Raw genomic sequence first — 26427 nt, 5'->3', positions numbered from 1 at the left:
ACTCACCCGCCGACGCGTGCCTCGCGCATCCCGCGCTTGTTGATCTTGCCGACGCTGGTCTTCAGGAGTGCTGGCACGAACTGCACCTGCAGCAGCACGCCGTGGCGCGAGACACCCGTGGTCTCGATCAGGTGAGCAGAAAAATTGCGGATCGCGTGTTCGGTCACCTTGCCATCGAAATCCGGCTTGAGCACCACCAGTGCCAGCGGGCGCTCGCCCCACTTCGCATCGGGGATACCGATCACCGCGACTTCGTGCACCGCCTCGTGCTTGCCGACCACATCCTCCAGCGCCAGCGAAGACGTCCACTCGCCAGCGGTCTTGATCACATCCTTGATGCGGTCGGTGATCTTGAGGAAGCCGCGCGCGTCGATGTGGCCGATGTCGGCAGTGTGCAGATAGCCGCCTTCCCACAAGGCCTCGGCAGCCTCGGGCGCCTTGAGGTAGCCCTGGGTCAGCCAGGGGGAGCGCACCACCACTTCGCCGGTGGCGATGCCATCGTGGACCACGTCATCCATTTCGGCGTCGACGATGCGCAGATCGACCAGCGGCATCGGCCGACCCGTCTTGGCGCGCAGCACCGCCTGATCTTCGGCAGACAGATCAAGGTCAGCTGTATTCAGGTTGGCCAGGGTCAGCACCGGACAGGTTTCGGACATGCCGTAGCCGGTAAACAGATCGATGCCACGCTTCATCGCGGCCAGCGCCTGCGCCTGCGGCATGGCCGAGCCACCGATGACGATCTTCCAGCCGGAGAAATCGATCTCGGCGGCCAGCGGGTGGGTCAGCAGCATGTGCAGGATGGTTGGCACGCAGTGCGAGTAGCTGACTTTCTCATCGCGGATCAGGCGCAACAGACTGTCCGGCATGTATTTGCCGGGATAGACCTGCCGCAAACCGAGCATGGTCGCCAGATACGGGAAGCCCCAGGCGTGCACGTGGAACATCGGCGTGATCGGCATGTACACGTCTTCGCGGTGCATGCGCCCCTGCCCCGGTGCGGTGCCCAGCGAACTGGCCAGCGACAGGGTGTGCAGCACAAGCTGACGATGGCTGAAATACACGCCTTTCGGGTCGCCGGTGGTGCCGGTGGTGTAGAAGGTGGTGGCCTGCGCGTTCTCGTCGAAATCCGGGAAATCGTAATCGGGCAGCGCCGCGGCGAGCATGGCTTCGTACTCGGACGCCAGCGTCACCGGCGCCTCGGGCGCTTGCGCATCGTCGCTGATCAGCACGAATTTGCGCACCGTCGTCAGGCGCGCGGCAATCGGTGCGAGCAACGGGAAGAATTCACTATTGATCAGCAGCACATCGGCCTGCGCGTGGTTCAGCGTGTACAGGATCTGCTCGGCCGACAGGCGCACATTCACGGTCTGCAGGATCGCCCCCATCATGGGCACGGCGAAGAAGCATTCGAGGTAGCGGTGGCTATCCCAGTCCATCACCGCCACGGTCTGGCCCGCTTCCAGCCCCAGGCCCGCCAGCGCGTTGGCCAGCCGCCCGAGGCGCTGGTTGAATTCGCGGTAGGTGTAACGCACCCGGCCCTGATAGCTGATCTCCTGATCCGGCGCGATCGCCAGCGGCGTGTGCAGCAGACTCTTGATCAGCAGCGGATAGGCGTAGGCGGAAGGAGTGGTCTGGATGAGCTTGACGGGCATGGTGTTGTCTCGTGATTTATTGATCGTGACACGTGCAGAAATCGTGCGCAGCGCGATATTAACCCGCCCCGGGGCTGCCAGTCAGGAGCGTATGGCGGCCCGGAGCGTGAAAACCGTCACAAGGGCAGTTTTACCCTGATGGCCGCCGCACAAACCGGATACTAGGCTGGACCAGACACCCCGGCACAAGGCCATGACCCACTCCATCCAGCACCGCGATCGCGCCTATCTGCGCCACCCCTCGGAAATGCCCATCCACATCCATTGCGAGGGGCAGCTGGGGCGAAGCCTGCGCCACCTGCGCGACGTAAGCCTGGGTGGTCTGGCCTGCCGTTCGGAGGAGCCAATGGTGGTGGGCAGCGAAGTCTCGGTGGAAATTCCGGTCGGCCAGCGTCCCTTCCGCGCCCGGGGTGCGGTGGTGTGGTGCCGGCACGCACACTCCTGCTACGAGCTGGGCATCCAGTTTGTCATGCACGAAGATGCCTTCGCGGCCCGCATGGTCGAGCAGCTCTGCTATATCGAACGCTACCGCCGCGAGGTTCGCGAGCGGGAAGGACGCGAGCTGGACAGCACGCAGGCGGCAGTGGAGTGGATCACCAAGTACGCCGCAACATTTCCGCATATCGATTAAGAAACGGACGCATGCCGCAAAGCCGCAGCTGGCGGACCTCTTCAGTCTGGCAGGCTGAAGAGCAAGGACGCATGCGACCTTGCAGGCTGACCGGCCGAAGAATCAAGCCACAAGCGGCTCTTCAGCCCTCCTGCTTTTTTCCTTTTACCGGTCGCTGCCAGCCAGTGATGGTGAGCTGACGTGTCCGCGAGATCGTCAATGCCTCGGCCGGTGCATCCTGCGTCAGGGTAGTGCCGGCACCGATGCTGGCGCCCTTGCCGACGCGCACCGGGGCCACCAGCTGGGCGTCCGAGCCGATGAAGGCATCGTCCTCGATCACCGTGCGATGCTTGTTGGCGCCGTCGTAGTTGCAGGTGATCACCCCCGCGCCAACATTGACACGGCTGCCGACGGTGGCATCCCCCAGATAGGCCAGGTGGTTGGCTTTGGAATGAGCGGCGATCTGGCAATTCTTCACTTCGACGAAATTGCCGATATGCACGTCTTCTGCCAGCACCGTGCCCGGGCGCAGGCGCGCATACGGGCCGAGCACGCCGGCGGCGCCGATTTCGGCGCTCTCGAAATGACAGAAGGGCTTGATCACCACATCAGCGCCCACCTTTACGTCTTTCAGCACGCAGTTCGCGCCCACCCGCACACCGTCGCCGAGCTCCACGCGGCCTTCGAATACACAGCCGACATCGATTTCCACGTCGCGACCACAGCTCAGCTCACCGCGGATATCGATGCGCGCCGGGTCCAGCAGGGTCACCCCGGCTTCCAGCAGGGCATCCGCCTGATTGCGCTGGTGAATGCGTTCCAGCTCGGCGAGCTGGGCCTTGTTATTGACCCCCAGAACTTCCCATTCATGTGCGGGCTGCTGCGCAACGACCTCCACCCCGTCGGCGACCGCCATGGCGATCACGTCAGTCAGGTAGTACTCGCCCTGGGCATTGTTGTTCTGCAGACGCCCCAGCCAGGCACGCAACAGGGCAGCCGGCGCGCACAGGATGCCGGTGTTCACTTCCCTTATGGTCTTTTCGGCGGCCGAAGCATCTTTTTCCTCTACGATGGAAGCGACACGGCCCTCAAGGTCGCGCACGATGCGGCCGTAACCCTTGGGGTCGGCCAGCGTCACGGTCAGCAAAGCCACGCGGGAGCTTCCTGCCGCATCCACCAGAGCCTTCAGGGTATCGGACCGGATCAGCGGCACATCGCCATAGAGCACCAGCACCGCACCTTCGTCGCCCAGCCAGGGCATGGCTTGCTGCACGGCGTGACCGGTGCCCAGTTGCTGCGCCTGTTCCGCCCATGCGATATCCGGGGCATCCAGCGCCGCACGCACCTGGTCCCCGCCATGGCCGTACACCACACACAGCGTCCGGGGTCCGAGCGAACGCGACGTTGCAAGAACATGAGCAAGCATGGCCTGCCCGGCAATCGGCTGGAGCACTTTGGGCAGGCGCGAATTCATGCGTTTGCCCTGACCGGCGGCGAGAATCGTGATTTGCATGCTGGTTTGTACGGAAACAGGTAGTTGGCGCTCCCGCAAGGCGGCGCGCAGAGGCCGGAATTCTAGCACCCACGACACGGGCTGCCGTTTTGCCGCAGCGCGGCATAATTCGCGGCCCGATTTGATGAACATCACCAAAAGGGCAGGTTTCGATAGTTACTATTGATACAAGAGGAAGAAGGTCATGGATATCACCAATCCCCCACTCGACACGCTGGAAAACATCACTTACGACGAAATGAAGGTCGGAGACAGTGCTGTCCTCTCGCGCACGGTGCGGCGCGAGGACATCCAGTTGTTTGCCGTGGTTTCCGGCGACGTGAACCCTTCCCACCTGGATGATCAATACGCCAGGGAAAGCCAGTTTGGCGAGGTCACTGCCCACGGAATGCTCTCGGGCGCGATGATCTCGGCACTGCTCGGCAACCAGTTCCCCGGTCCGGGCACTGTGTACGTGGGGCAGAACCTGCGCTTCAAGGCGCTGGTGCATATCGGTGACACGCTGACCGTCAAACTGACCTGCGCCGAAAAGATTGCCGGAAAAAAACACCTGATCATCGCCTGCACCGTCACCAATCAGGATGGCGTACTTGTCGTCGAGGGCGAAGCGGTTGTCGCCGCCCCCACCACCAAGATCCGCCGTTCGCGCGCCACCCTGCCTGAAGTCACCGTCACCGATCAGCAGCGCCGCTACGACGAACTGCTGGCCCAAAGCGAAGGTCTGCCTGCAATCAAGGTGGCTGTCGCGCATCCCTGCGATGCGGAATCCCTCAAGGGTGCCCTGCAGGCCATGCATGAAGGCCTGATCATCCCTTACCTGATCGGCCCGGAAGCCAAGATCCGCAAGGCGGCTGAACAGATCGGCGAAGACCTGAAAGACTGCCGGATCATCGACACCGAGCATAGTGTCGAATCCGCCGAACGTGCCGTTGCCCTGGCCAAGACCGGTGAAGTCGATGCCCTGATGAAGGGCAGCCTGCACACCGACGAGCTGATGAGCCAGGTCGTCAACAAGGTCACCGGCATCCGCACCGCACGCCGCATCAGCCACGTCTTCGTGGCCGATGTGCCGCGCTATCCGCGCACCCTGCTGATCACCGATGCGGCGATCAACATCCAGCCCGAGCTGGCAGACATGGTCGACATCGTGCAGAACGCCATCGACGTCGCCCACGCCATCAACATCGCCCGTCCCCGCGTGGCACTGCTCTCGGCAGTCGAAACCATCAACCCGAAGATCCCGTCCACCCTGGTCGCCGCAGCTTTGTGCAAAATGGCAGAGCGTGGCCAGATCAAGGGCGGTATCCTTGACGGTCCGCTGGCTTTTGACAACGCGGTATCGCCTTTTGCCGCGCGCACCAAGGGCATCACCTCGGAAGTGGCCGGCTGTGCCGACATTCTCGTGGTGCCGGATCTGGAATCCGGCAATATGCTCGCCAAACAACTCGAATACCTCGCTGGCGCGCTGCTCGCCGGCGTCGTGGTGGGCGCCCGTGTGCCCATCGTGCTGACCAGTCGCGCAGACCGGGCAGAAGCCCGCGCCGCGTCCTGCGCTGTCGTCAAGCGTCTCGTAGCTCACCGCCTTGCGGCGGCATCCCTGTAAATTGTTGGAGAAAGAGAATCAAATGAAGTCCCTCCTGATCATCAACGCCGGCTCTTCGAGCCTGAAATTCGCCGTCTTCAACCTGCCGCTGGTCAAGGACGCTCCCTCGGTCTACCGCGGTCAGATCGACGGCATCGGCGCCAATACCCAGTTCGTAGCCAAGGACATCGACGGCAAGACGTTGCTCGACACCGTCATCAAGTCGCCCGAAGGCACCCCGCTGGAAGCCCAGCAGGAACTGGCCCTGACCAGCCTGCTGGACTGGGTGGAAGCCCAGAAGGTTGAACTGGCTGCCGTGGGCCACCGCGTGCTGCAAGGCGGCGAGAAGTACAGCGCCCCCGTGGTGGTCACGCCGGAAGTGTTCAAGGTTCTGGAAACCTTCATTCCGCTCGGCCCGCTGCACCAGCCGCACAACCTGCGCCCGATCCGTGTGCTGGCCGCCAAGTATCCGAACCTGCCGCAAGTGGCCTGTTTCGATACCGCCTTCCACCGCACCCAGCCCTGGCAGGCCCAGACCTACGCCATTCCGCGCAAGATCACCGCAGAAGGCGTCAAGCGCTATGGTTTTCATGGTTCCTCCTACGACTACATCGCACGTCAGTTGCCTGAAGTGATTGGCGACAAGTCGCACGGCTGCGTGATCATCGCGCACATGGGCAATGGCGCTTCGATGGCGGCCCTGCGCGACGGCAAGTGCGTTGCCACCTCGATGGGTTTCACCGCCATCGAAGGCCTGATGATGGGCACCCGCACCGGTTCGATCGACGCCGGCGTGCTGCTGTACATGATGGAAACCCACGGCTACGGCCCGAAGGAAATCTCCAACTTCCTGTACAAGGAATCGGGTCTGCTGGGCGTGTCCGGTATCAGCCAGGACATGCGCACCCTTGAAGCCTCCGACGCTCCGGAAGCCAAGGAAGCGCTGGAACTGTTCTGCTACCGTGCTGCTCGCGAAATCGGCTCGCTGATGATGGCGGCCGGCGGCCTGGAAGCACTGGTATTCACCGGCGGCATCGGCGAAAACTCGCAATACGTGCGCAACAAGGTGATCGGCTACCTCGAATGGATGGGCGCCAAGCTGGATCCGGAACTGAACAAGGTCCGCGGCAAGGCTCACTGCATCCACGCTGCCGACTCCAAAGTCGCACTGGCCGTGATCCCCACCAACGAAGAGTGGATGATCGCGCACCACACCACCTCATTGCTGGGTCTGTAAGCCCTGCATGCAGTACTGAAAAGGCCATCCCCGGATGGCCTTTTTCATTGCACCACCCGCTTCCCCCTCAAACACAAAAAAGGTCCAAAAATGGAACATCGTATCGTTACCTTCGGCGAAGTTCTGCTTCGCCTTACTCCGCCCGGCTACCTCAAGCTTTCGCAGACCAACATGTTTGCGGCCACCTTCGGCGGCAGCGAAACCAACTGCGCTGTATCCCTGGCGCACTTCGGCCTGAAGAGCGAGTTCGTCACCCGCTTCCCCAAAAACGACATCGCCGATGCCTGTCTCGCGGAACTTCGCTCGCATGGCATCGAAACCGGCAACATCGCGTTCGGTGGCGAGCGTCTCGGCCTTTATTACTATGAAAATCCGGCAGCCCAGCGAGTCTCCAAGGTTGTGTACGACCGGGCCAACTCGTCCTTTGCCACACTCAAGCCAGGCATGATCGACTGGACGCATGTACTCAAGGGCGCCACCTGGCTGCACTGGTCAGGCATCGGCCCGGGTCTGTCGCAGGACATCGCTGATGCGACGCTGGAAGCAATCCGCGCCGCCAAGCAGGCCGGGCTGACCGTTTCCTGTGATCTGAATTACCGCAAGAACCTGTGGCAATACGGCAAGCCGGCGCAGGATGTCATGCGTCCCCTGCTGGAACTGACCGACGTGCTGTTCGGTACCGGCAGCGAATACAAGGTGGTGTATGGCGTCGAGCCCGTCGTCTTCAAGGCGCGCAGCGCGGATGAGGCCATCGACCTTGATCGCTATCAGCGCTTCTTCGAGGAAACGAATGCCAAGGCCGGCGGCGACAAGAAACTGTTCCTCGCCCTGCGCAACACACTGGATGCCAACCACCACGTATTTACCGGTCTGGTCTATTCCGGCGGAAAGATGATCAAGGCCCGCACCCATGCCATCGAGCACGTGGTGGACTGCGTCGGCGTGGGTGATGCGTTTGCGGCAGGGATGATCTACGGTCTGATCCACTACACTGGCGACGACGCCTCGGCACTGGAGTTTGCCGTGGCTGCGGGCACCTTGAAGAACACCATTTATGGCGACTTCAACCTCGTAACCGCCGAGGAAGTTAAGGCGCTGATGAAGAGCAGCGACGGCGAGAACATCTCACGCTGACTCCGCGCGGGCATGCAAAAGGGCGGTCCGCTGGCCGCCCTTTTCCTGTTGCCGCAGAGAAGTTCAGGCGTTTGCGGACAACCCCGCATCACCCGCCTCAAGTGCCGCATCCAGCACGTCCCAAACTTCGTTTTCTTCGAGCTCCACGTGCTTCTCGAGCATATGCACGAATTCAATCAGCATCGCGGTGGTCGGATGATCGAGAGCCCTGTCCATTGCCCGCATCTTTTCATGCTGGGCAAAGACCTCGTCAGCCAGGGCGGCATGACCTGCTTCGCGCAGCATCGGCAAGGCATAGCGTTCTTCCTCGACAAAATGCGGCTCCAGGTCGGAGGCGAAGACTCGACGCACGCGCTGGGCAATCTCCGGCAGATCGGCTTCGGTCTCGGGCGTAACCTCACGGATCGCGGACACGAAATGCATCACAGCCTGATGCTCCTGCGCCAGATGCTTGAGTCGAAGGCTAAGTTTTCTCACTGTTTCTGTCTCTCGAAATTGTCTACAGGGCTGACAACGCCATGACGCTGTCTGTTTGTTGTGTGCGAAGCTAAGCACACCCCGCGCCACTAGCCGTTGATGCCGATCAAAGCACATCCTCTGAACCACCCATCCGGCCGCTCGGTTACACTTCTCCTGTCCCTTACGCAGCCTGAAAAATGAACACCACTCCTGCCACCATCTATCTCAAGGATTACACCGCGCCCGCCTGTTTCATGGACACGGCAGAGCTGGACATCTCGATTCACGCAGGTTTCACACGCGTCGCCAGCCGCCTGATCATGCGCCGCAATCCGGCAGACACGAGCGGCGCGCTGGTGCTCAACGGCGAGGATCTGCAACTCGAAACCCTGAGCCTGGATGGCCGTGAGTTGCAACCCGGAGAATACAGCCTGAAGGACGATCTGCTCACGATTCCTCAGGTGCCAGATACCTTCGTGCTGGACACCGTCGTTCGCATCGAACCGGATCACAACACCCAGCTCTCCGGCCTGTACCGCTCGAAGGACGGGTATTTCACCCAGTGCGAGGCGCAAGGCTTCCGCCGCATCACCTTCTATCCAGACCGTCCGGACGTCATGGCGAAGTTCAGCTGCACACTGCACGCCGACAAGGCCAGTTTTCCGGTCCTGCTCGCCAACGGCAATCCGGTCGCCAGCGGCGATGAGGAGAACGGTCGTCACTGGGCCCGCTGGGTCGATCCCTTCCCCAAACCCGCCTATCTCTTCGCGTGCGTCGCGGCAAAGCTGGAGATGCTGGAAGACTTCTACACCACAACTTCCGGCCACCGCGTCCGCTGCGCGGTATACGTAGAGCCGGGCAAGCTTGATCAGTGCGATCACGCCATGGCCGCACTGAAGAAATCCATGAAGTGGGACGAGGATGTTTTCGGTCTGGAGATGGATCTGGACCACTACATGATCGTCGCGGTCGGCGACTTCAACATGGGGGCGATGGAGAACAAGGGCCTCAACATCTTCAACACCAAGTACGTGCTCGCGCGCCCCGACACGGCCACCGACACCGACTACCAGAACATCGACCGTGTAGTCGCCCACGAGTACTTCCACAACTGGACCGGCAACCGCGTGACCTGCCGCGACTGGTTCCAGCTCTCGCTGAAAGAAGGTCTCACGGTCTTCCGCGATCAGCAGTTCGGCATGGATGTTCATTCCGCCGGCGTCACCCGCATCCAGGAAGTACGCACCCTGCGGGCGGCACAGTTCCCCGAGGACGCAGGCCCGATGGCCCACCCGATCCGTCCGGAGAGCTATGCCGAGATCAACAATTTCTACACCGCCACGGTGTACGAAAAGGGCGCGGAAGTGATCCGCATGATTCACACCCTGATCGGCAAGGATGCTTTCCGTCACGGCATGGATCTCTACTTTGCCCGCCACGACGGCCAGGCCGTGACCTGCGAGGATTTCGTGGCGGCCATGCAGGACGCTTCGGGTCTGGATCTGACCCAGTTCAAGCGCTGGTACAGCCAGGCCGGCACCCCGCGCCTGATCGTGCGCAGCCAGTTTGATGCCACCACTAACCGCTATACCCTGGAGGTGGAACAACAGTTCGCCCCCACACCTTACGAAACCCGGATGGCGCAGGATGGTCTGGAGTTGCCGCGCGGGCCTTACCACCTGCCCATCGTGCTTGGCCTGATTGACGCGGATGGCGGCGAACTGCCGTTGCAACTGACCGGAGAAGCTTCACCAGCAGGAACCCAGCGCACGCTGCAGCTACGTGAAGCGAAACAGGTCTTCGTTTTTGAAAACATCGCAGCAGAGCCGGTCCCCTCGCTGCTGCGCGGTTTCTCGGCCCCCGTAATCCTGGACTATCCCTACACCACCGCCCAGCTGACACACCTGATGGCGCACGACCGCGACGCGGTGAATCGCTGGGAGGCCGGTCAGCGTCTGGCTACCGACATCCTGCTCGCCGGGACGGCGGCATTCCAGCAAGGCCGTGGAGAAAGCGCCGACTGGATTCCGCAGGACTACGTGCTGGCCATGGCACGCCTGCTGGGCGCAGCGTTTGTTGACGGAGGCGACCCCGCACTGGTGGCGGAAGCCCTGATGCAGCCCTCCGAGAATGTGCTGGCCGAGCAAATGGAAGTCGTCGATCCGGACGCCATCCACGCCGCCCGTCTCGGTCTGCGCCGTCATCTGGCGCGCGAGCTGCGCGAGGCCTTCCTCTCGGCCTACCTCGAATTGAAGGAGGACGCTCCGTACTCGCCTGAAGGTGTGCAATCCGGCAAGCGCGCGCTGCGCAATGCCTGTCTCGGCTACCTGGCCGAGCTTGATGAACCGGGCGCACAAGCGCTGGTGATCGGCCATTTCGAGACCGCCGGCAACATGACCGACAGCATTGCCGCGCTGGGGGCGGTGGCCAACTTCGACATTCCGGCCCGTCATGCCTTGCTCGACAGCTTTTACACCCGCTGGCGCGACGAAGCACTGGTTGTCGACAAATGGCTGCAGGTGCAGGCCACTTCGCGCCTGCCCGGCACCACGGCCGATGTGCGCGCCCTGATGACTCACGAGGCCTTCGACATCCGCAACCCGAACAAGGTGTATGCGCTGGTGCGCGCATTCTGCGCAGCCAACCCGAAACATTTCCACGCCGCCGACGGCTCGGGCTACAAGCTGGCTGCCGACGTGATCCTGCAGCTCGACCCGCTCAACCCGCAGGTCGCTTCGCGCATCGCGCGCTGCTTCGATCGCTGGAAGAAGTTCGACAGTACCCGTCAGGTCCAGGCCCGTACCCAGCTCGAACGCATCCATGCGCAAGAAGGGCTGTCCAGCGATGTCGCCGAAGTTGTCGGCAAAGCTTTGAGTTGAGAGGAACCCACGATGCGCAAACCTATCATCACCGGTCTGCTGGCCATCCTGCTCACGGCCTGCAGCGCAGTGACCGCCGACAACTACGCCAAGCTGCACACCGGCATGAGCATGGCCGAGGTGCAGGCCGTGCTCGGCCAGCCCACGCAGTGTTCGGAAATCCTGATGATGAAGAAATGCACCTGGGGCGACGCCCGGCGCTACATCTCGGTGAGCTTCGCCGCCGATGCGGCGGTCGCCACCAGCGCAGACGGACTATAACCCGCAAAGCGGCTCCGGACGGACTTCTCCAGCATACCACCCCGGACAGCCAGCACAGATGAGGATCTCCAGCACGCCATACTGGAGACGCCCGCCCCATGCGGCTTCACACGGCAACAGTCTGCTGCGTCCAGGCTCTGGCTGCGGCAGGCAGCAAGGGCGCGCTGAGACTGTCTCCCTGAATGTAATCAGTGCCCAGGCGGCGCAGCATCTCCAGCTGCGCCGTGCTTTCCACCCCTTCGGCCACCACCCGGCACCCGAAACCCCGGGCCATGCCCAAGATGGCGCGCAGCATCTGATCGCCATCATGATCGGCTGCCAGCACAAAGCTGCGGTCGATCTTGATCGTGTCGATAGGCAGGCGATTGAGGTAGGACAGCGAGGAATAGCCCGTCCCGAAATCATCAATCGCGATATGCACACCCATCTCGCGCAGACTGCCCAGCACCCGGGCGATCGCTCCGATATCGTGGACAAACACGCTCTCGGTCAGCTCCAGTTCCAGCCGCTCTGCCGGCAAGCCGGTTTCCTGCAGGGCGGCCCGCACATCCTCCAGCAGCTCGCCTGACATGACCTGCAGAGCCGAAACATTCACGGAAATCACGGTGGCATCATCCCATGCCAGCGCTTCGCGGCAGGAGTGCACCAGAACCCAGCGGCCAAGCTTGCCGATCAGACCGGCATCTTCGGCAATCGCAATGAACTCCCGCGGGGACACCGCGCCACGCACCGGGTGCTGCCAGCGCAGCAGCGCCTCCATCTTCGGAGTCAGCCCCGGAACCTGCGGCACGATGGGCTGGAACACCACGTTCAACGCATCGCGCTCCAGCGCTTCACGCAGGGCCTGCCCCAGTTCATGCAGCCGCCGCAGCTGGTCACCCATCGCCGTATCGTAGATCTGCGCGCCCGAACGGCCTTTCAGCTTGGCCTGATACATCGCCACATCCGCCTGGCGCACCAGTGCGTCTACGTCCCGCCCTTGCTCGGGAGAAAGGGAAATGCCGATGCTCGCGTCAATGCGCACTTCGTTGTCACGTACCCGGATCGGATCAGCCAGACTGCTGCGGATCGCAGGCACCAGATTGCGCCCCGCCACCACCGGCACCACCGCCACGAATTCGTCGCCTCCCCAGCGCGCCACCAGCGCAGGTTCGGGCAGAGCCCGGCGCAAACGCTGGGCCACTTCAATCAGCACCTGGTCGCCAATGAAATGCCCCTGCACATCATTGACCTCCTTGAAACGGTCCAGATCAATGAACAGCACCTGCACGCCCATGCCCACTCCGGCAGCGCAGGCGAGGATCTCGTCCATCTGCTCGGCCAGCGCACGCCGGTTGAGCAGGCCCGTCAGCGGGTCATGCAGCGCCAGATCCTTGAGTTGCAAGGCATAGGCTTCCCGCGCATCCACTTCCAGTTCGAGCATGATGGTCCGCTCATGCACGCGATCTTCCAGAGAGGTGTTGAGATTCTCCAGCTCCAGCTGACGCGTCACCGACTCTTCGGCCAGACGCTTGTTTTCACGGCTCAGCAGCAGGGCCGAGAGGGTAATCCGCCGCGCACTGCTGCTTGAGTAAACCAGCAAGCCCAGCATACCTGCGCACATCACCGCTACCGTCAGATCAATGCGCGACCCCGCAAGCGCGAAGAACCCCACCTGGGGCAATAAAAGCAGGCACAGATACACCAGCGAAACCCGCCGCGACGGTGACAGCACCGCGCTGCCGGCCCCTGCCATCGCTGCATAGACAAAAGCCATGGCCATCCGCTGCACCTGAGTCGCCTCGGCAAAGAACAGGAAGGGGAACACCGCCCAGGTCACCGCCGATGCGACACTACCCGCACCGAAATTGCGGATTGCCGTCCGTCCATCAAAACTGGTTTCACGCACCCGGAACCAGCGCAGGTAGCCGGCCGTCCGGGTCGCCAGCACCCCCAGCGCCACCGCCCACCAGTAATACAGCATCAAGCGATTGGGGTGGCCGAGAAATACCGCGACCAGCGCAGCAGACGTCACCAGTGAGGCCAGGATCACGCTGCCTGTATAAGAGTGCATCATCAGCGCGATTTCACGCGACACCAGCACCTCTTCTCCGGGAGGCATCAGGGCAGACACCGACGGCAGGGCGATCTGGCGCAAGGCCAGCCCCAGAGCGATACCGATCAGGCAATAGGCAAACAGGGTCAGGCCGCCATAGCTGAGGCTTTCATCCAGAGCCTTCTGCTGAGCCAGCAGTTCCCGGCGGATGCCGTCGACATATGCAGCCATGTTCTGTTCCGCCGGGATCACCGACGAGTAGATCAGTGCCACCGCCTCATCGCGACGGCCTTGTCTGGCGGTCCGCGCGACTTCGTTCACCGCACCGAAAAACGCTCCCGACACTTCTTCGAGCGAGGCGGAGTCCATTCCCAGCCCACGCAGGCCGCTGACCGCCACCGACAGGCGTCCGACATGGCTGGCCACCCGTTCCCCCAGAATGTCGCGCAAGCGCTCATCCTTTTCAACGGACATGGCCAGCAACAGGGAGCGGACCTCCTTGTAGCTCGCGCTGATGTCGCTGACCGCCAGCAAGGCCGGAACCGAACGCTGGTTCATCGCATCCACGTCGGTTCGCATGCCCGTCCACGCAATCATTCCGCCCAGGCCGAGCAGGATGAAGGCAGCCATGGCCAGCACGATGAAGATGGAACGCAGTGAAGTAACCGGCATGCGGTGGCGCGTCTGCTAAAAAGAATCTTCCGGAACAATGCCGCATTCCAGCGAAAATTCAAGCATTCCGCGCCGATCGCAAGCAAAAACCCGTCAGAGCGATGCCCGCTCGCGACAAGCTACTCACGGGCCGGCTTCAGCGCGGGCCCCAGCACACCATCCAGAAAGCGCAGAAAAGCCCGCACCGGGGCCGAATTCTGTCGCCCGCTCGGATACAGCGCGAGCACCGCCGGACCAGGGCGCTTCCAGTCAGGCAACACCCGCAGCAGCTTGCCTTCCTGCAAATGCGGGCGCAGCAGGAAATCGAAATCCTCGTAAATACCCAGCCCGGCCAACGCACAGGTCAAGCCGGCACGGGCATTGTCGACGGCCAGATCACCGTCTGCCGTAACCGTGATCTTCTCGCGCCCCTTGACCAGCACATAATCAATTGCCCGTCCGGCATCAGCATCAAAAAAATCAATCGTCTGGTGCCGCAGCAGATCATTCGGGTGGCGCGGCACGCCAAACCGGGCCAGATAGGCCGGGCTCGCCGCCATCACGAAACTGACCTGTCCGAAGCGCTTGTAGCGGTACGCGGAGTCCTTGTTGTCCGACAGACGCAAGGCAACATCAATCCCCTCTTCAGCCAGGTCCGGCGCCCGCTCCGACAGCGAGATGCGCAAGGCCAGATCGGGATAGGCGCGCAGAAACTCGGCCATGCGCGGCAGCACCAGCGTATTGGCAATCGACTCGGTCATTTGTACATGCAGATGGCCCGCCACCCGCCCGGCGCGCTGCGAGAACTCGGCGTTCAACTCCTCCAGCCCGCTGACCAGCACCGCTGCGCGTTCAGCGTAGCGCTCTCCTTCGGCCGTCAACGACACATGGCGTGTCGTGCGGTGAAACAGGGGCAAGCCCAGAACCCGCTCCAGCGACTGGATCTGCGCACTCACCGTCGACCGCGCCAGCCCCAGGCGCTTGGCCGCCAGAGAAAACGAACCCAGTTCAGCCGCAGCAAGAAAAGTCTGCAACTCGGAGTAGTTTTGAAGAGCCGGCATTGTCTTGTATTTCCGAACAATGAATTAGCCCTATTCGACCAGAAGCACGCCTATAGTTCAAGCACATAGCTTCACAACACTGAGGTGACCCCATGTCCAACCGCACTTCCTGCGGGGTAAGCGCAAGGCGCCTGATGGCAGTCCACAGTTTCCTTGCCTCGATTCGCCGCGAATTGTCATTCCGCGATGCAGCGATGTGCCCCGAGCCATCGCGTCACCGTCCCTCGCACTGAATCCAATCACTCCCAGGGCGTCCGCAATGCCGTGCAGCACGCTGCGCATCGGCGAACCACGCCCCTCAGCAAGGAAATCATCATGAAACTCGCTCTTCACACCCAGATTCCGGCACAGCCTCGTCTACATCTGTCCACCCGGGCATGCGAAGTACTTTTCGCGCTCACCTGCACGCTGATCCCCTACGCCGTTGCAGCCATAGCGCTGTTCGCCTACCACGGACAATAGTTCGTCACAGACACATATCCCGGGGGCGCATCTCGCGAGCCCTTGGGAAGTACGCAGGCCTTGCGGCCACTGGTGCTCATTCGTTTTCCCGAATACCCGAAATTAAACCAAAGCGGTAGGTTTGCGCGTGGACAGTGCTGTGCGTTTTCCATACCATGGCGTACCTGCTTTAGTTTGCATTTCTTACCTTTTTCGGAGAAGCGACCCAATGCGTGCCATTCACACTCTCGCGTTAGCCATCGGCCTCGTCTGTGCCGCCACAACCGTTCAGGCTCGTGACTGGGCAAGCATCAAGCAGTCCGGCACCATCGTCGCAGCAAGCGAAGGCGCCTATCCTCCGTTCAACTATTTCCATGGCGCCAAGCTCACCGGTTATGAAATCGACGTGATGGAAGCCGTCGCCAAGAAACTCGGCCTGCAGGTTGAATGGCGTGCGCTGGCCTTTGACGCACTGATCGCCAGCATCCGTCAGGATCGTTTCGACGTCGCCATTGCCAGCCACGGCATCACGGAAGAGCGTCAGAAATCGGTGGACTTCACCACTCCTCACTACTGCTCGGGCGGCCAGATCATTGCCAAGACAGGCGGACCACTCAAGGCTGCGGAACTGAGTGGCAAGGTGCTCGGTGTACAACTGGCCACCACGTATGCCGACGCCGCCAAAAAGGTCAGCGGCGCCAAGGAAGTGAAAACCTATCCGAAGGATACCGACGCACTGCAGGCCCTGCTGGGCAGCCGTGTTGACGCCTGGATCACCGACCGTTTCGTCGCCAAGGCCGCTCTGGCCAAGAATGCCTCCGAAGGCCTCAAGGCCGGCGAGATGGTGTTTGTCGAACGCGACGCCATGATCCTGCGCAAGGGCAATCAGGAACTGCGTGAGCAGCTCAACAAGGGCTTGGCTGCCATCAAGGCAGACGGAACCCTCAAAGCCATTTCCGAGAAGTACTTCCAGGAAGATATTTCCTGCTCCAACTGAGCCGGAACGAACTCCTTGCTGAAACAGCGGGCAGCCTGGCGCTGCCCGCCGACTTGTTGAACACATGATCCATAAACTCAAAGATCGCGACGCGCTGATCCTCGTCGGCTCGGTACTTGGTCTGGGCCTGATTCTGTGGCTGATGGCCCTGCCGCTGGCAGCCCTGCCGGCCCCCATCGGCCCGGCAGCCCAGCAGTTTTCCGACGGCGCCCTGACTACCATCGAACTCACCCTGTGGGCCAGCGTGTTCGGCCTGATCCTCGGCGTGCTCGCCGCGCTGGGCAAACGCTCGCATCTGCCCCCCATGCGCTGGCTGGCAGACCTGTATGTATGGGTTGTCCGCGGTACTCCGCTGCTGCTGCAGATCCTGTTCTTCTTTCTGGCGCTGCCGGCAATGGTTCCGCAATTGCGCCTGTCGGAGTTCTGGACAGCTGTCATAGCACTCTCGCTGAACGTCGGAGCCTACAACGCCGAGGTGATCCGCGCCGGCATCAACGCCGTGCCGCTTGGCCAGGTTGAAGCCGCCCGCTCGCTGGGCCTGAGCTCGCTCTACACCTTCTGGGACATCGTCCTGCCACAGGCCGTACGCATTTCGCTGCCGCCACTGGCCAACAACATGGTTGCGCTGCTCAAGGACTCCTCACTGGCTTATGCGATTGGCGTGGTCGAGCTGTCCATGGCCAGCTCGCGGGTGCAGGCAGAAAGCTTCCAGCCGGTGCCGGTATTCATCACCGTCGCAGTGATCTACCTGCTGCTCACCACAACCTTCACTCAATTCGCCGCTGCGCTGGAGCGCAAGCTGGCAGTCGGCAAACGGTGACGAACATGCGCGACGGCAAACCCATCATCCACGTTGAACACGTGCGCAAATCCTGGGGCGCATTCACCGCGCTCAACGGCGTCTCCGTCACCTTCAAGGAAGGTGAGGTGGTGTGCATCATCGGGCCTTCGGGCTCCGGCAAATCGACGCTGCTGCGCACCATCAACCAGCTTGAAAAGCATGATTCCGGCCGCATCATGGTCGACGGTATCGAACTCGACAACGACCTCAAGCACATCGACGCGGTGCGCACCGAAGTCGGCATGGTTTTCCAGAGCTTCAACCTGTTTTCGCACATGACCGTGCTGGACAACATCACTCTCGCGCCGCGCCGCGTGCGCAAGTGGAGTGATGAAAAGGCGACTCAGGTCGCGCTGGAACTGCTCGAACGCGTCGGCCTCTCGGCCCACGCCCACAAATATCCGAGCCAGCTGTCCGGTGGCCAGCAGCAGCGCGTGGCGATTGCCCGCGCACTGGCCATGCAGCCCAAGATCATGCTCTTTGACGAGCCCACTTCGGCGCTTGATCCAGAAATGGTCAATGAAGTGCTGCTCGTCATGCGCGATCTGGCCAGAAGCGGCATGACCATGCTGATCGTGACCCACGAAATGGGCTTTGCCCGTGAAGTGGCTGACCGCGTGATCTTCTTCGACCACGGCTGCATTGTTGAAGAAAGTACCGACCCGCAACAGTTTTTCAGCAACCCGAATCATCCGCGCGCCCAGGCTTTCCTGAAGCAGATCAAGCACGCGGCCTGAGTTTCACCGCACCAACCCAACCACTGATACGCAAGGGAGTACGATCCATGAAGACGATGAGCAAGCGCGCACTGGTCGCCGCTGTCGCCGCAGCTCTGAGCTGTTCGGCATTCGCAGCAACCGACCCGATCCTCGACAAGCTGGAAAAGCAGATCGCCGAACTGCAGAAGCAGGTTCAGGATCTCAAGGCTGCACAAGCCAAGGATGCTGACGAGCGCAAGGAACTGGCCAACCAGATCGAGGCACAAGGCAAGGAAGCCGTCGTCAAGGGCGACACTCCGGGTTCCATCCGCCGCGCTGGCGAGGAAACATCCGTTCACGTCTATGGTTTCGCCCGTCTGGATGCCGTGCATAACTTCGGCGGCCGCAACAACGCCAGCATCGGCGACTACGCTGCCTATCAACCCTCGATCGCTCTGACCGGCTCGCCGGAAGCTTCCCGTCGCGGCGAGTCCTACATGTTCACCAAGGCCTCCCGCTTCGGAGTGGAAGCCTTCACCCCGACCAAGTACGGTTCGCTGAACACCAAGGTTGAAGCTGACTTCTACAACACCACCGGCAGCGGCATCTTCCGTCTGCGTCACGCCTACGGCCAATTGGGTTCCTGGCTGGTGGGTCAGACCTGGTCCACCTTCATGGATCTGGACTCCACCCCGGAAACCGTCGACTTCAACGGCCCGACCGGCAACACCTCGCTGCGCCAGCCGCAGATCCGCTACACCTATGTGACGCCGAACGCCGGCAACTTCATCGCAGCACTGGAAATGAAGGCGAATGGCGGCGCCACCAGCGGCGACGAAATGACCCGTACGCCGGATCTGGTCCTGCGCTGGGAAAAAGCGGCTGACTGGGGCCATGTTGCACTGCGCGGTGTGACCACCGAAAACGCGATCAAGAGCGAAAACACCACCGGCTCCAAGCGCGGCTATGGCGTCGGGCTTGGCGGCCACTACGTCCTGACCGACACAACCGCCCTGCTGGCCAGCACCAGCTACGGCAAGGGCATGGGCCGTTTCTTCAACGAATCGGTTGGCGCCGCTGCCGACAGCACCGAAAACAAGGTCTATCTGCCCAAGGAACTGGGCGTGGTCGTTGGCGTGCAGCAGAAGTTCTCCGACACCCTGCGCGGCAGCGTGACCTACGGTCAGCAACGCACCCTCGGCGGTGAGTACATCACCGTCGCCAGTGGCGATGCCAACCGCTCGGTGAAGTCGGGTACGGTCGGCCTGATCTGGGCGCCGATTGCCAATGTCGAGCTGGGCAGCGAATTCATGTGGTCGCACCGCGAGACGCTGGATGGTCGCAGCGGCACCGAACCGCGCCTGAACTTTGCTGCGACCTACTCGTTCGGCAACTGATCCGGTCTGTTCGCAGCAAGCAAAAAGCCGGCGCAAGCCGGCTTTTTCACATCTGTACGATCGCCCGGAGAGCCGCATCTGGCGGACTTCTTCAGACATGGCTCCCGAAGAGCCAATCCGCACGGCACTCTTCAGGCAGATGAGCTGAAGAATGCCGCTGCATGCGCCTCTTCAGACAGGCCGTCAGCAATCAGGCAGGCTGTTCGAAGTCTGGTTGGCTCGCGAAAATCGCCTCAGGCACCCAGCCGCCAAAGTGTCGTCATCTCGGCCGCACGCGCCACATGCAAGGGGTCGGAAGCATCCTTGCTGCGCGGATGTTGCGGACGGATATTGTGGCGTCCGAACACACGCAGACCGGCGGCGGCGATCCACTCCAGCAACTGCGTCCGCGTACGCAAGCCAAGATGTTCAGCCAGATCGGAGAGGATCAGCCAGCCCTCGCCCTTGGGCGTCAGATGCTCGGCCAAGCCAGCGAGATAGCCGCGCAGCATCTGGCTGTCCGGATCATAGACGGCGTGCTCCAGCATCGAAGTGGGTTTGCCCGGCAACCAGGGCGGGTTGCACACGATCAGCGGGGCACAGCCGGGCGGGAACAGATCGGCCTCGATCACCTCCACCTTCTTGGCATAGCCCAGCCGGGCGATGTTGTCACGCGCGCAGGCCAGCGCACGCGGAGCCAGCTCCGTCGCAATGACCTGCGCCACCCCCCGCTTGGCGAGCAAGGCGGCGATCACGCCGGTACCCGTGCCGATGTCGAAAGCCAGTTCGGTGGAGGGCAAATCAGCCTGCTGGATGAGATCCAGATATTCGCCACGCACCGGCGAAAACACCCCGTAATGCGGATGGATGCGCGCACCCAGCGGCAGGACCATCACACCTTTCTTGCGCCATTCATGCGCACTGATCAGACTCAGCAGTTCGCGCAGCGACACCACCGAATCCTCGGCGCCGGGGCCATAGGTTTCCAGACAGGCTACCTGCACCTCCGGAGCACGCCGCAGCGGCACCGTGTAATCCGCCGCCAGCGGCAGCAGCAGCATGCCCAGCGTGCGGGCACGCTGCGCCTGCGCCTGCCGGTGCAGGTGGAAGGCTTCGGGCATCGCAGCGGTGATCTTGCGCGGCTTGCGCTCGATACGCCGCTTCAGCGCATCCAGCAGCAGGCGGGCATTCTGGAAGTCGCCACGCCACAGCAGCGCAGTCCCTTCACAAACCAGACGATAGGCCGCATCAGCACTCAGGCTGTCATCGGCAATCTCGATACGCCGGGGAGGCAGGGCGCCGTTTTCCGCGCGCCACAAGGCTGAATGCGTCAGCCCGCCCTCCTGCCAGCTCAGACGGGGTACCTCAACGTTGCCGGCCATCACGGATAGCGCACGGATCGGGTGATGCGCACCACGCCATCGGCCACCGGATGGAACAGCACGCTAATCTGGTTCTGCGGCAGAGTCGAATCAGGCAAATCCAGCGGCCATTCCCAGAATTCACCGCCGGTCACACCATCTTTTGACACATGCCGCGGATTGCCCAGAATGCGCCGGACCTCCATCTTGGTCATCGCCAGACGCAACAGAGCCAGATTCTCGAGCGTAATCACCTCGCGTATCGCGCTCAGCCGACCCTTGTCGTCAAAGTCGAGCATCAGATTTTGATCGGTGTCGGGCCGGGCATCGTATTCCAGCGTCAGCGTGCCGTCGGCATTCTTCCACTCGGCCGAGGGCTTTTCGCGCGCCCGCACCTGCTCGATGCTCACCGTACCGGGCTTGAAATGTTCCACGCCCTGTATGCTGGCACACGCTGCCAGAACAACACTGACCAGCCCCAGACTCATCCACTTTGCCACGTTCATTGCAATTCTCCTCGGCCAAGGCTCAATGCTAACAGGCCCGCATGCTCAGGTTCCGCCTGCGCAACGTAAAATGCCGGCCATGAACTCTGCAGCCCTGTCTCCGCGCCGTATCTCGGTCGCCCCCATGCTCGACTGGACCGACCGTCATTGTCGTCACTTCCATCGCCTGCTTGCCCCGCATGCCTGGCTGTACACCGAGATGGTCACCACCGGAGCGCTCCTGCACGGCGATGTGCCGCGCCATCTGCGCTTCGGCGAGGCCGAGCACCCCGTCGCCCTGCAACTCGGCGGCAGCGAGCCCGCCGATCTGGCGCGCTGCGCGCAACTGGCTGAAGAATGGGGCTACGACGAGGTCAACCTGAACTGTGGCTGTCCCTCGGAACGGGTGCAGCGCGGGGCCTTTGGTGCCTGCCTGATGAACGAGCCACAACTGGTGGCCGATTGCGTCGCAGCGATGTGCGCCGCGACGAAACTGCCCGTTACGGTCAAACACCGCATCGGCATCGACCAGATCGAAACCTACGATTTCGTGCATGGCTTCATCGACACCGTCGCCAGCGCCGGCTGCCACACCTTCATCGTGCATGCCCGCAACGCCTGGCTGAAAGGCCTCTCGCCGAAAGAGAACCGCGAGATTCCGCCGCTGCGCTACGAGGTCGCCCATCAGCTCAAACAGGACTTCCCGCAGCTCGAAATTCTCCTCAACGGCGGGCTCGCCACCACCGAAGCCATCCGCGCACAACTGCAGCATGTGGACGGTGTGATGATCGGCCGCGAGGCTTACCAGAACCCCTGGGCGCTGGCCGAATGGGAACGCGCCTTCTGTGACCCGAGCTGGGCGCCCAGCCGCGAAACCATTATCGAGGGCATGGTCGAGTACGCGGCACGCGAAGCCACGGAACACGGCACTCCGCTGCGCGCGATCAGCCGCCATCTGCTCGGCCTCGCCAATGGCCTGCCAGGCGCGCGCAGCTTCCGGCGCCTGCTGTCCGATCCTGCCGAGCTGCGTGACGCCACACCGGATCTGCTGCGGCGCGCCTGGCGCGAGATCCGCCTGCCTGAATCAGCAGAATGACACGCCACACAGCACAAGGGCCGCAACTGCGGCCCTTGTGCTGTGTGGCGGAGGAACACTCAGTTCCAGCGAATCATCGCGTAATTCTTCTTGCCCCGGCGCAGCAGGCTGAAGCGGCCGAACAGGCGCTCCGCGTCGGCAAAGGCGTGATCAATCGCTTCGGCCTTGTGGCCGTTGATCGTCACCGAACCGCTCTGGATGAAGCTGCGCGCTTCGGTCTTGGACTTGGCCAGTTCGCTGGCAACCAGTGCATCGATCAAGCTGCTGAGGCTTTTGTCGAGCGCCACGCCCGGCACACCATCCTGCGCGAGCTGTTCCAGATCGCTCTCGGTGAGCGAGGCCAGATCGCCGGAGAACAGGCTGGCGCTGATGCGCTGCGCCGCTTCCAGCGCGGCCTTGCCGTGGACCAGCTCGGTAGCCTGCTCGGCGAGGATGCGCTGGGCCTGCGGGCGACCTTCGGCAGCCTTGTCAGCCGCTTCGATGGCGGCAATTTGCTCCACCGGGAGGAAGCTGAAGTAATGCATGAACTTGTACACGTCGGCATCCGCCGTGTTCAGCCAGAACTGGTAGAAAGCGTAGGGCGAGGTCTTCTTGGCGTCCAGCCAGATGGCGCCAGACTCGGTCTTGCCGAACTTGGTGCCGTCGGACTTGGTCACCAGCGGCAGCGTGAGGCCATAGCCCTGCTGCTGGTTCATGCGCCGGGTGAGCTCGGTGCCGGCGGTGATGTTGCCCCACTGATCCGAGCCACCGATCTGCAGCACGCAATTGTAGCGACGGTTCAGCTCGGCGAAGTCATAGCCCTGCAGCAAGGCGTAGGAGAACTCGGTGTAGGAGATGCCTTCGCCATCGCGGTTGATGCGCTGCTGCACCGATTCCTTCTTGATCATGGCATTCACCGAGAAGTGCTTGCCGATGTCGCGCAGGAATTCCAGCGCGCCCATGCCGCTGAACCAGTCATAGTTGTTGGCCATGATGGCCGCGTTGGGGCCCTCGAAATCAAGGAAGGGCGCGACCTGCCCACGGATCTTGTCCACCCAGCCGGCGATCACTTCCGGCGTATTGAGCTTGCGCTCGGTGGCCTTGAAGCTCGGATCACCAATCATGCCGGTGGCACCACCCACCAGCGCGATCGGCTTGTGGCCGGCCTGCTGGAAACGCTTCAGGACCAGCACCGGCACCAGATGCCCCAGATGCAGCGAATCGGCGGTCGGATCGAAGCCGCAATACAGCGTCACAGACCCCTTCGCGAGCATTTCGTCGAGCGCCTCGGCGTCGGTGGTCTGGGCAATCAGGCCACGGGCATGCAGATCCTGCAGAAGGGGGGACTGGTACATCAGAATTTCTCCACAAATGGCGGCGCGCGCTGCGCCGGATCAAGGCGTGATTCTAACAGGCCCCTGCCCGCGCGCCCGCGCCCATCTGCAGCGCATCCAACAGGCATGTCTTGCAGAGCCGCCCGCCACAAGCCTCTCCAAGCAAGCAGGCTGCAGAGAGCCGCCAGCAGCGGATCTGCGGGCATGCGCCAAATCGCGCAGCTCCGGTAAAGTAGCGCCTTCACTTTTCCCGTCCGCTGCCGTGACGCATCAACAGCTTCTGCTCTGCCATCCCGCCCAACCCTGCTCCGCAGTGAGCACGCTCAGCGCCGGGCTTGCGTTTGACCCGGACGGCTCACTGCACCTGCGCTACAGGCTGGAGGGCGAGATCGGTGCGCTGCGGATTCCTGCGCCGCGGCCGGATCCGGGTGCGACGGATGGCCTGTGGCAGCACAGCTGTTTCGAGCTGTTCCTCGCGGAGCAGGACTCGCCGGCCTATCGGGAATTCAACCTCGCCCCCTCTGGCGAATGGGCGGCCTATGCCTTCAGCACCTATCGCCAGCGCGCGGCCTGGCAACCCGCGGCCGCGCCCGAAATCAGCGTCCGCCAGAGCACCGATCTGCTCGAACTCGATGCCCGCCTGCCCGCCAGTTTGCTGCCGGCCTGCCCCTGGCAGATCGGTCTCAGCGCCGTGATCGAAACCACCGCAGGCGCGCTCAGCTACTGGGCACTCGCCCACCCCGGCGAGCGTCCCGACTTTCACCAGAGCAGCGCCTTCACGCTGCGTTTCGCCCCGGATATCCAAAAATCATGACCCAACCCGTTCTCTTCGGCCTCGACCGCCTGCTCACCGACCCCGCCCTGCGCGCCCCGCTGACGGGCAGACGGGTCGCCCTGCTGGCGCACCCGGCTTCAGTCACGCGGGATCTGAACCACGCCCTCGACGCGCTGGCCGCCTGCCCCGAGATCACGCTGTCCGCCGCGTTCGGCCCGCAACACGGCCTGCGCGGCGACAAGCAGGACAACATGGTCGAATCACCCGACTACCTCGACCCGCAACTGGGCATCCCCGTCTTCAGCCTTTACGGCACGGTGCGCCGCCCCACCGACGCGATGATGGCGAGCTTCGATGTGCTGCTGGTCGATCTGCAGGATCTGGGCTGCCGTATCTACACCTTCATCACAACCCTGCGTTACGTGCTGGAGGCGGCTGCGCACCACAGCAAGACCGTGTGGGTGCTGGATCGTCCCAATCCCGCCGGCCGTCCGGTGGAAGGTCTGCACTTGCGCGAAGGCTGGGAGAGCTTCGTCGGCGCCGGCGCCTTGCCCATGCGCCATGGCCTGACGATGGGCGAGCTGGGCCACTGGTTCATCGCCACGCTGGGCCTGCAGCTAGACTACCGTGTGATCGAGATGCAGGGCTGGCAGCCCGAAGCCGCGCCCGGCTACGGCTGGCCGGAGGAGCGGGCCTGGATCAATCCCAGCCCGAATGCCGCCAATCTGTCGATGGCGCGCGCCTACGCCGGCACGGTGATGCTGGAGGGCTGCACGCTCTCCGAAGGGCGCGGCACCACACGCCCGCTGGAAATTTTCGGAGCCCCGGACATCGACGCGCGCGCCGTGCTGGCAGAAATGCGCCGCCTCGCCCCGCACTGGCTCGCCGGCTGCGTGCTGCGCGAAATCTGGTTCGAACCAACCTTCCACAAGCATGTCGGCAAACTCTGCAGTGGCGTGCAGATCCATGTCGAAACCGCCCATTACGCGCATGCCGCCTTCCGCCCCTGGCGCCTGCAGGCACTGGCCTTCAAGGCCATCCGCAATCTGTACCCGGTCTATCCGCTGTGGCGCGACTTCGCCTACGAGTACGAACACGCGCGCCTCGCCATCGACCTCATCAATGGTTCGCCGCTGCTGCGCGAGTGGGTGGACGATCCCGCGGCCACGCCGGCCGATCTGGATGCCATCACGCTGCCCGATGAACAAAGCTGGCTCGCCGAACGCGAGGCGTTTCTGCTCTATCGCTGAAGACCCGCGCCCTGCCTGGGGCTGCAGGCAGGCATCGCCAGAGCCCTTTCCTGACAAGCCTCTCCGGCACATCAGCATGAAGACCCTTGTCAGAAGCGGCTTGGCGGCAGCCCTATCCAGATCAAGGCCTCATTGCGCGGGGCGGGTATACTGCGCGGCTTCTTAATGCATGCCGAGTTGAAACCCATGTCCGCCATTCCCGCCTGCCCCGTCTGTTCGATGGAAAACACCTACCCGGACGGCGAGAACTACGTCTGCGCCGATTGCGGCCATGAATTCCCGCAAGTCGCTGCGGCCACGGAAGAAGACAGCCGCATCGTGCGCGACTCCAACGGCACCGTGCTGCAGGACGGCGACGCGGTGGTGCTGATCAAGGATCTGAAGGTCAAGGGCTCGTCGATCACCCTCAAGCAGGGCAGCAAGGTGAAGAGCATTCGTCTGGTGGGCGACGGTGACCACGAAGTCGACTGCAAGCTCGACGAAGGCAAGTTCATGCTCAAGGCCTGCTTCCTGAAGAAGGTCTGAGCCACCGCTCGCGCTGCAACAAGAGGCCGCCCACGCGGCCTCTTGCGTTTTACCCCTAGCGCCGCCCGCCGCGCTCGCGCTCCTCATCCCGGCGCGGCTCGCGTGAGCGCTCCGACTGGCGCTGCTCCATCTGGCGCCGCTGTTCCTCGCCCCGGCGCTGTTCTTCCTGACGCCGCTGTTCGCCCTGCTGGC

The 26427-nt window shown here is 62.6% G+C and carries 23 protein-coding genes; 15 read left to right on the top strand and 8 right to left on the bottom strand.

Going from position 1 to position 26427, the window contains the following annotated elements; all coding sequences use genetic code 11:
• Positions 1-2: 2 nt before the first annotated feature.
• Positions 3-1655, bottom strand: coding sequence for a fatty acid--CoA ligase (locus tag Q9Q94_RS16230; protein WP_305981178.1), 1653 nt, complete (start codon positions 1653-1655; stop codon positions 3-5).
• A 193-nt stretch (positions 1656-1848) separates the two neighbouring features.
• On the opposite strand from Q9Q94_RS16230, the gene Q9Q94_RS16225 reads away from it, so the two are divergent.
• The gene (locus Q9Q94_RS16225; protein ID WP_305981177.1) at positions 1849-2286 is read left to right on the top strand and encodes a PilZ domain-containing protein; all 438 of its coding nucleotides are present in this window, start codon (positions 1849-1851) and stop codon (positions 2284-2286) included.
• Between the two features lie 121 nt (positions 2287-2407).
• Here the strand turns inward: Q9Q94_RS16225 and glmU are convergent, their stop codons facing one another.
• Positions 2408-3778, bottom strand: coding sequence for a bifunctional UDP-N-acetylglucosamine diphosphorylase/glucosamine-1-phosphate N-acetyltransferase GlmU (gene glmU, locus Q9Q94_RS16220; RefSeq protein WP_305981176.1), 1371 nt, complete (start codon positions 3776-3778; stop codon positions 2408-2410).
• Positions 3779-3962: 184 nt separating this feature from the next.
• On the opposite strand from glmU, the gene Q9Q94_RS16215 reads away from it, so the two are divergent.
• The 3 genes from Q9Q94_RS16215 (at position 3963) to Q9Q94_RS16205 (ending at position 7731) form a co-directional block, all read left to right on the top strand.
• The gene (locus Q9Q94_RS16215) at positions 3963-5381 is read left to right on the top strand and encodes a bifunctional enoyl-CoA hydratase/phosphate acetyltransferase (RefSeq protein WP_305981175.1); all 1419 of its coding nucleotides are present in this window, start codon (positions 3963-3965) and stop codon (positions 5379-5381) included.
• A 22-nt stretch (positions 5382-5403) separates the two neighbouring features.
• Entirely contained in the window at positions 5404-6597 is a 1194-nt protein-coding gene (locus tag Q9Q94_RS16210) for an acetate/propionate family kinase (RefSeq protein WP_305981174.1), read from the top strand.
• 90 nt (positions 6598-6687) lie between these two features.
• Entirely contained in the window at positions 6688-7731 is a 1044-nt protein-coding gene (locus tag Q9Q94_RS16205; protein WP_305981173.1) for a sugar kinase, read from the top strand.
• Between the two features lie 63 nt (positions 7732-7794).
• Here Q9Q94_RS16205 and Q9Q94_RS16200 read toward each other — a convergent pair whose 3' ends face one another.
• A complete protein-coding gene (locus Q9Q94_RS16200) occupies positions 7795-8208 on the bottom strand; it encodes a hemerythrin domain-containing protein (protein ID WP_305981172.1) in 414 nt (137 codons plus the stop codon).
• A gap of 179 nt (positions 8209-8387) precedes the next feature.
• On the opposite strand from Q9Q94_RS16200, the gene pepN reads away from it, so the two are divergent.
• Together pepN and Q9Q94_RS16190 are read left to right on the top strand one after the other, a co-directional pair.
• The gene (gene pepN, locus Q9Q94_RS16195) at positions 8388-11069 is read left to right on the top strand and encodes an aminopeptidase N (RefSeq protein ID WP_305981171.1); all 2682 of its coding nucleotides are present in this window, start codon (positions 8388-8390) and stop codon (positions 11067-11069) included.
• Between the two features lie 12 nt (positions 11070-11081).
• On the top strand, positions 11082-11330 hold the full coding sequence (locus Q9Q94_RS16190) for a hypothetical protein (protein ID WP_305981170.1): 249 nt from the start codon (positions 11082-11084) through the stop codon (positions 11328-11330).
• Positions 11331-11436: 106 nt separating this feature from the next.
• On the opposite strand, the gene Q9Q94_RS16185 is transcribed toward Q9Q94_RS16190, so the two are convergent.
• A complete protein-coding gene (locus tag Q9Q94_RS16185) occupies positions 11437-14037 on the bottom strand; it encodes an EAL domain-containing protein (RefSeq protein ID WP_305981169.1) in 2601 nt (866 codons plus the stop codon).
• 119 nt (positions 14038-14156) lie between these two features.
• A complete protein-coding gene (locus Q9Q94_RS16180) occupies positions 14157-15077 on the bottom strand; it encodes a LysR family transcriptional regulator (RefSeq protein WP_305981168.1) in 921 nt (306 codons plus the stop codon).
• Positions 15078-15392: 315 nt separating this feature from the next.
• Between Q9Q94_RS16180 and Q9Q94_RS16175 the strand changes: the two genes are divergently transcribed.
• The 5 genes from Q9Q94_RS16175 (at position 15393) to Q9Q94_RS16155 (ending at position 19451) form a co-directional block, all read left to right on the top strand.
• Positions 15393-15539 carry a hypothetical protein gene (locus tag Q9Q94_RS16175; protein ID WP_305981167.1) on the top strand — a complete coding sequence of 49 codons (147 nt, stop codon included), beginning with the start codon at positions 15393-15395 and terminating at the stop codon, positions 15537-15539.
• 208 nt (positions 15540-15747) lie between these two features.
• Entirely contained in the window at positions 15748-16515 is a 768-nt protein-coding gene (locus Q9Q94_RS16170) for an ABC transporter substrate-binding protein (protein ID WP_305981166.1), read from the top strand.
• 64 nt (positions 16516-16579) lie between these two features.
• Entirely contained in the window at positions 16580-17335 is a 756-nt protein-coding gene (locus Q9Q94_RS16165; RefSeq protein ID WP_305981165.1) for an amino acid ABC transporter permease, read from the top strand.
• A gap of 23 nt (positions 17336-17358) precedes the next feature.
• A complete protein-coding gene (locus Q9Q94_RS16160; RefSeq protein WP_305981301.1) occupies positions 17359-18093 on the top strand; it encodes an amino acid ABC transporter ATP-binding protein in 735 nt (244 codons plus the stop codon).
• Between the two features lie 47 nt (positions 18094-18140).
• Entirely contained in the window at positions 18141-19451 is a 1311-nt protein-coding gene (locus Q9Q94_RS16155; RefSeq protein WP_305981164.1) for a DcaP family trimeric outer membrane transporter, read from the top strand.
• A 233-nt stretch (positions 19452-19684) separates the two neighbouring features.
• Here the strand turns inward: Q9Q94_RS16155 and Q9Q94_RS16150 are convergent, their stop codons facing one another.
• On the bottom strand, positions 19685-20812 hold the full coding sequence (locus Q9Q94_RS16150) for a class I SAM-dependent methyltransferase (RefSeq protein WP_305981163.1): 1128 nt from the start codon (positions 20810-20812) through the stop codon (positions 19685-19687).
• The gene (locus tag Q9Q94_RS16145; protein WP_305981162.1) at positions 20812-21297 is read right to left on the bottom strand and encodes a hypothetical protein; all 486 of its coding nucleotides are present in this window, start codon (positions 21295-21297) and stop codon (positions 20812-20814) included. Before Q9Q94_RS16145 ends, Q9Q94_RS16150 begins: the two co-directional genes overlap by 1 nt.
• A 79-nt stretch (positions 21298-21376) precedes the next feature.
• On the opposite strand from Q9Q94_RS16145, the gene dusA reads away from it, so the two are divergent.
• Entirely contained in the window at positions 21377-22372 is a 996-nt protein-coding gene (gene dusA / locus Q9Q94_RS16140; protein ID WP_305981161.1) for a tRNA dihydrouridine(20/20a) synthase DusA, read from the top strand.
• A gap of 59 nt (positions 22373-22431) precedes the next feature.
• On the opposite strand, the gene tyrS is transcribed toward dusA, so the two are convergent.
• Complete coding sequence (tyrS, locus tag Q9Q94_RS16135) at positions 22432-23706, bottom strand: tyrosine--tRNA ligase (protein WP_305981160.1); 1275 nt, start codon at positions 23704-23706, stop codon at positions 22432-22434.
• 292 nt (positions 23707-23998) lie between these two features.
• Between tyrS and Q9Q94_RS16130 the strand changes: the two genes are divergently transcribed.
• The 3 genes from Q9Q94_RS16130 to Q9Q94_RS16120 all read left to right on the top strand — a co-directional run bounded on the left by Q9Q94_RS16130 (position 23999) and on the right by Q9Q94_RS16120 (position 26235).
• Positions 23999-24499, top strand: coding sequence for a DOMON-like domain-containing protein (locus Q9Q94_RS16130; protein ID WP_305981159.1), 501 nt, complete (start codon positions 23999-24001; stop codon positions 24497-24499).
• On the top strand, positions 24496-25710 hold the full coding sequence (locus Q9Q94_RS16125; protein ID WP_305981158.1) for a DUF1343 domain-containing protein: 1215 nt from the start codon (positions 24496-24498) through the stop codon (positions 25708-25710). The genes Q9Q94_RS16130 and Q9Q94_RS16125 overlap by 4 nt, the downstream gene beginning before the upstream one ends.
• Before the next feature lie 186 nt (positions 25711-25896).
• Positions 25897-26235: a zinc ribbon domain-containing protein YjdM gene (locus Q9Q94_RS16120; RefSeq protein ID WP_305981157.1), complete on the top strand. Its 339-nt coding sequence runs from the start codon at positions 25897-25899 to the stop codon at positions 26233-26235.
• Positions 26236-26427 lie beyond the last annotated feature (192 nt).

Origin of the sequence: Uliginosibacterium sp. 31-16 (assembly GCF_030730865.1) — a bacterium.
GTDB lineage: Bacteria > Pseudomonadota > Gammaproteobacteria > Burkholderiales > Rhodocyclaceae > Uliginosibacterium.
This window is presented reverse-complemented; position numbering and strand designations above follow the sequence as displayed.

Excerpts from the sequence above, each read along its gene's own strand:
- Q9Q94_RS16225 (WP_305981177.1), top strand. The coding sequence starts at position 1,849 with ATGACCCACTCCATCCAGCACCGCGATCGCGCCTATCTGCGCCACCCC.
- Q9Q94_RS16145 (WP_305981162.1), bottom strand. The coding sequence starts at position 21,297 with ATGAACGTGGCAAAGTGGATGAGTCTGGGGCTGGTCAGTGTTGTTCTG.
- Q9Q94_RS16150 (WP_305981163.1), bottom strand. The coding sequence starts at position 20,812 with ATGGCCGGCAACGTTGAGGTACCCCGTCTGAGCTGGCAGGAGGGCGGG.
- Q9Q94_RS16180 (WP_305981168.1), bottom strand. The coding sequence starts at position 15,077 with ATGCCGGCTCTTCAAAACTACTCCGAGTTGCAGACTTTTCTTGCTGCG.
- Q9Q94_RS16205 (WP_305981173.1), top strand. The coding sequence starts at position 6,688 with ATGGAACATCGTATCGTTACCTTCGGCGAAGTTCTGCTTCGCCTTACT.
- Q9Q94_RS16190 (WP_305981170.1), top strand. The coding sequence starts at position 11,082 with ATGCGCAAACCTATCATCACCGGTCTGCTGGCCATCCTGCTCACGGCC.
- Q9Q94_RS16230 (WP_305981178.1), bottom strand. The coding sequence starts at position 1,655 with ATGCCCGTCAAGCTCATCCAGACCACTCCTTCCGCCTACGCCTATCCG.
- Q9Q94_RS16170 (WP_305981166.1), top strand. The coding sequence starts at position 15,748 with ATGCGTGCCATTCACACTCTCGCGTTAGCCATCGGCCTCGTCTGTGCC.
- Q9Q94_RS16125 (WP_305981158.1), top strand. The coding sequence starts at position 24,496 with ATGACCCAACCCGTTCTCTTCGGCCTCGACCGCCTGCTCACCGACCCC.
- Q9Q94_RS16155 (WP_305981164.1), top strand. The coding sequence starts at position 18,141 with ATGAAGACGATGAGCAAGCGCGCACTGGTCGCCGCTGTCGCCGCAGCT.
- Q9Q94_RS16215 (WP_305981175.1), top strand. The coding sequence starts at position 3,963 with ATGGATATCACCAATCCCCCACTCGACACGCTGGAAAACATCACTTAC.
- tyrS (WP_305981160.1), bottom strand. The coding sequence starts at position 23,706 with ATGTACCAGTCCCCCCTTCTGCAGGATCTGCATGCCCGTGGCCTGATT.
- dusA (WP_305981161.1), top strand. The coding sequence starts at position 21,377 with ATGAACTCTGCAGCCCTGTCTCCGCGCCGTATCTCGGTCGCCCCCATG.
- glmU (WP_305981176.1), bottom strand. The coding sequence starts at position 3,778 with ATGCAAATCACGATTCTCGCCGCCGGTCAGGGCAAACGCATGAATTCG.
- Q9Q94_RS16120 (WP_305981157.1), top strand. The coding sequence starts at position 25,897 with ATGTCCGCCATTCCCGCCTGCCCCGTCTGTTCGATGGAAAACACCTAC.
- Q9Q94_RS16210 (WP_305981174.1), top strand. The coding sequence starts at position 5,404 with ATGAAGTCCCTCCTGATCATCAACGCCGGCTCTTCGAGCCTGAAATTC.
- Q9Q94_RS16185 (WP_305981169.1), bottom strand. The coding sequence starts at position 14,037 with ATGCCGGTTACTTCACTGCGTTCCATCTTCATCGTGCTGGCCATGGCT.
- Q9Q94_RS16175 (WP_305981167.1), top strand. The coding sequence starts at position 15,393 with ATGAAACTCGCTCTTCACACCCAGATTCCGGCACAGCCTCGTCTACAT.
- Q9Q94_RS16165 (WP_305981165.1), top strand. The coding sequence starts at position 16,580 with ATGATCCATAAACTCAAAGATCGCGACGCGCTGATCCTCGTCGGCTCG.
- pepN (WP_305981171.1), top strand. The coding sequence starts at position 8,388 with ATGAACACCACTCCTGCCACCATCTATCTCAAGGATTACACCGCGCCC.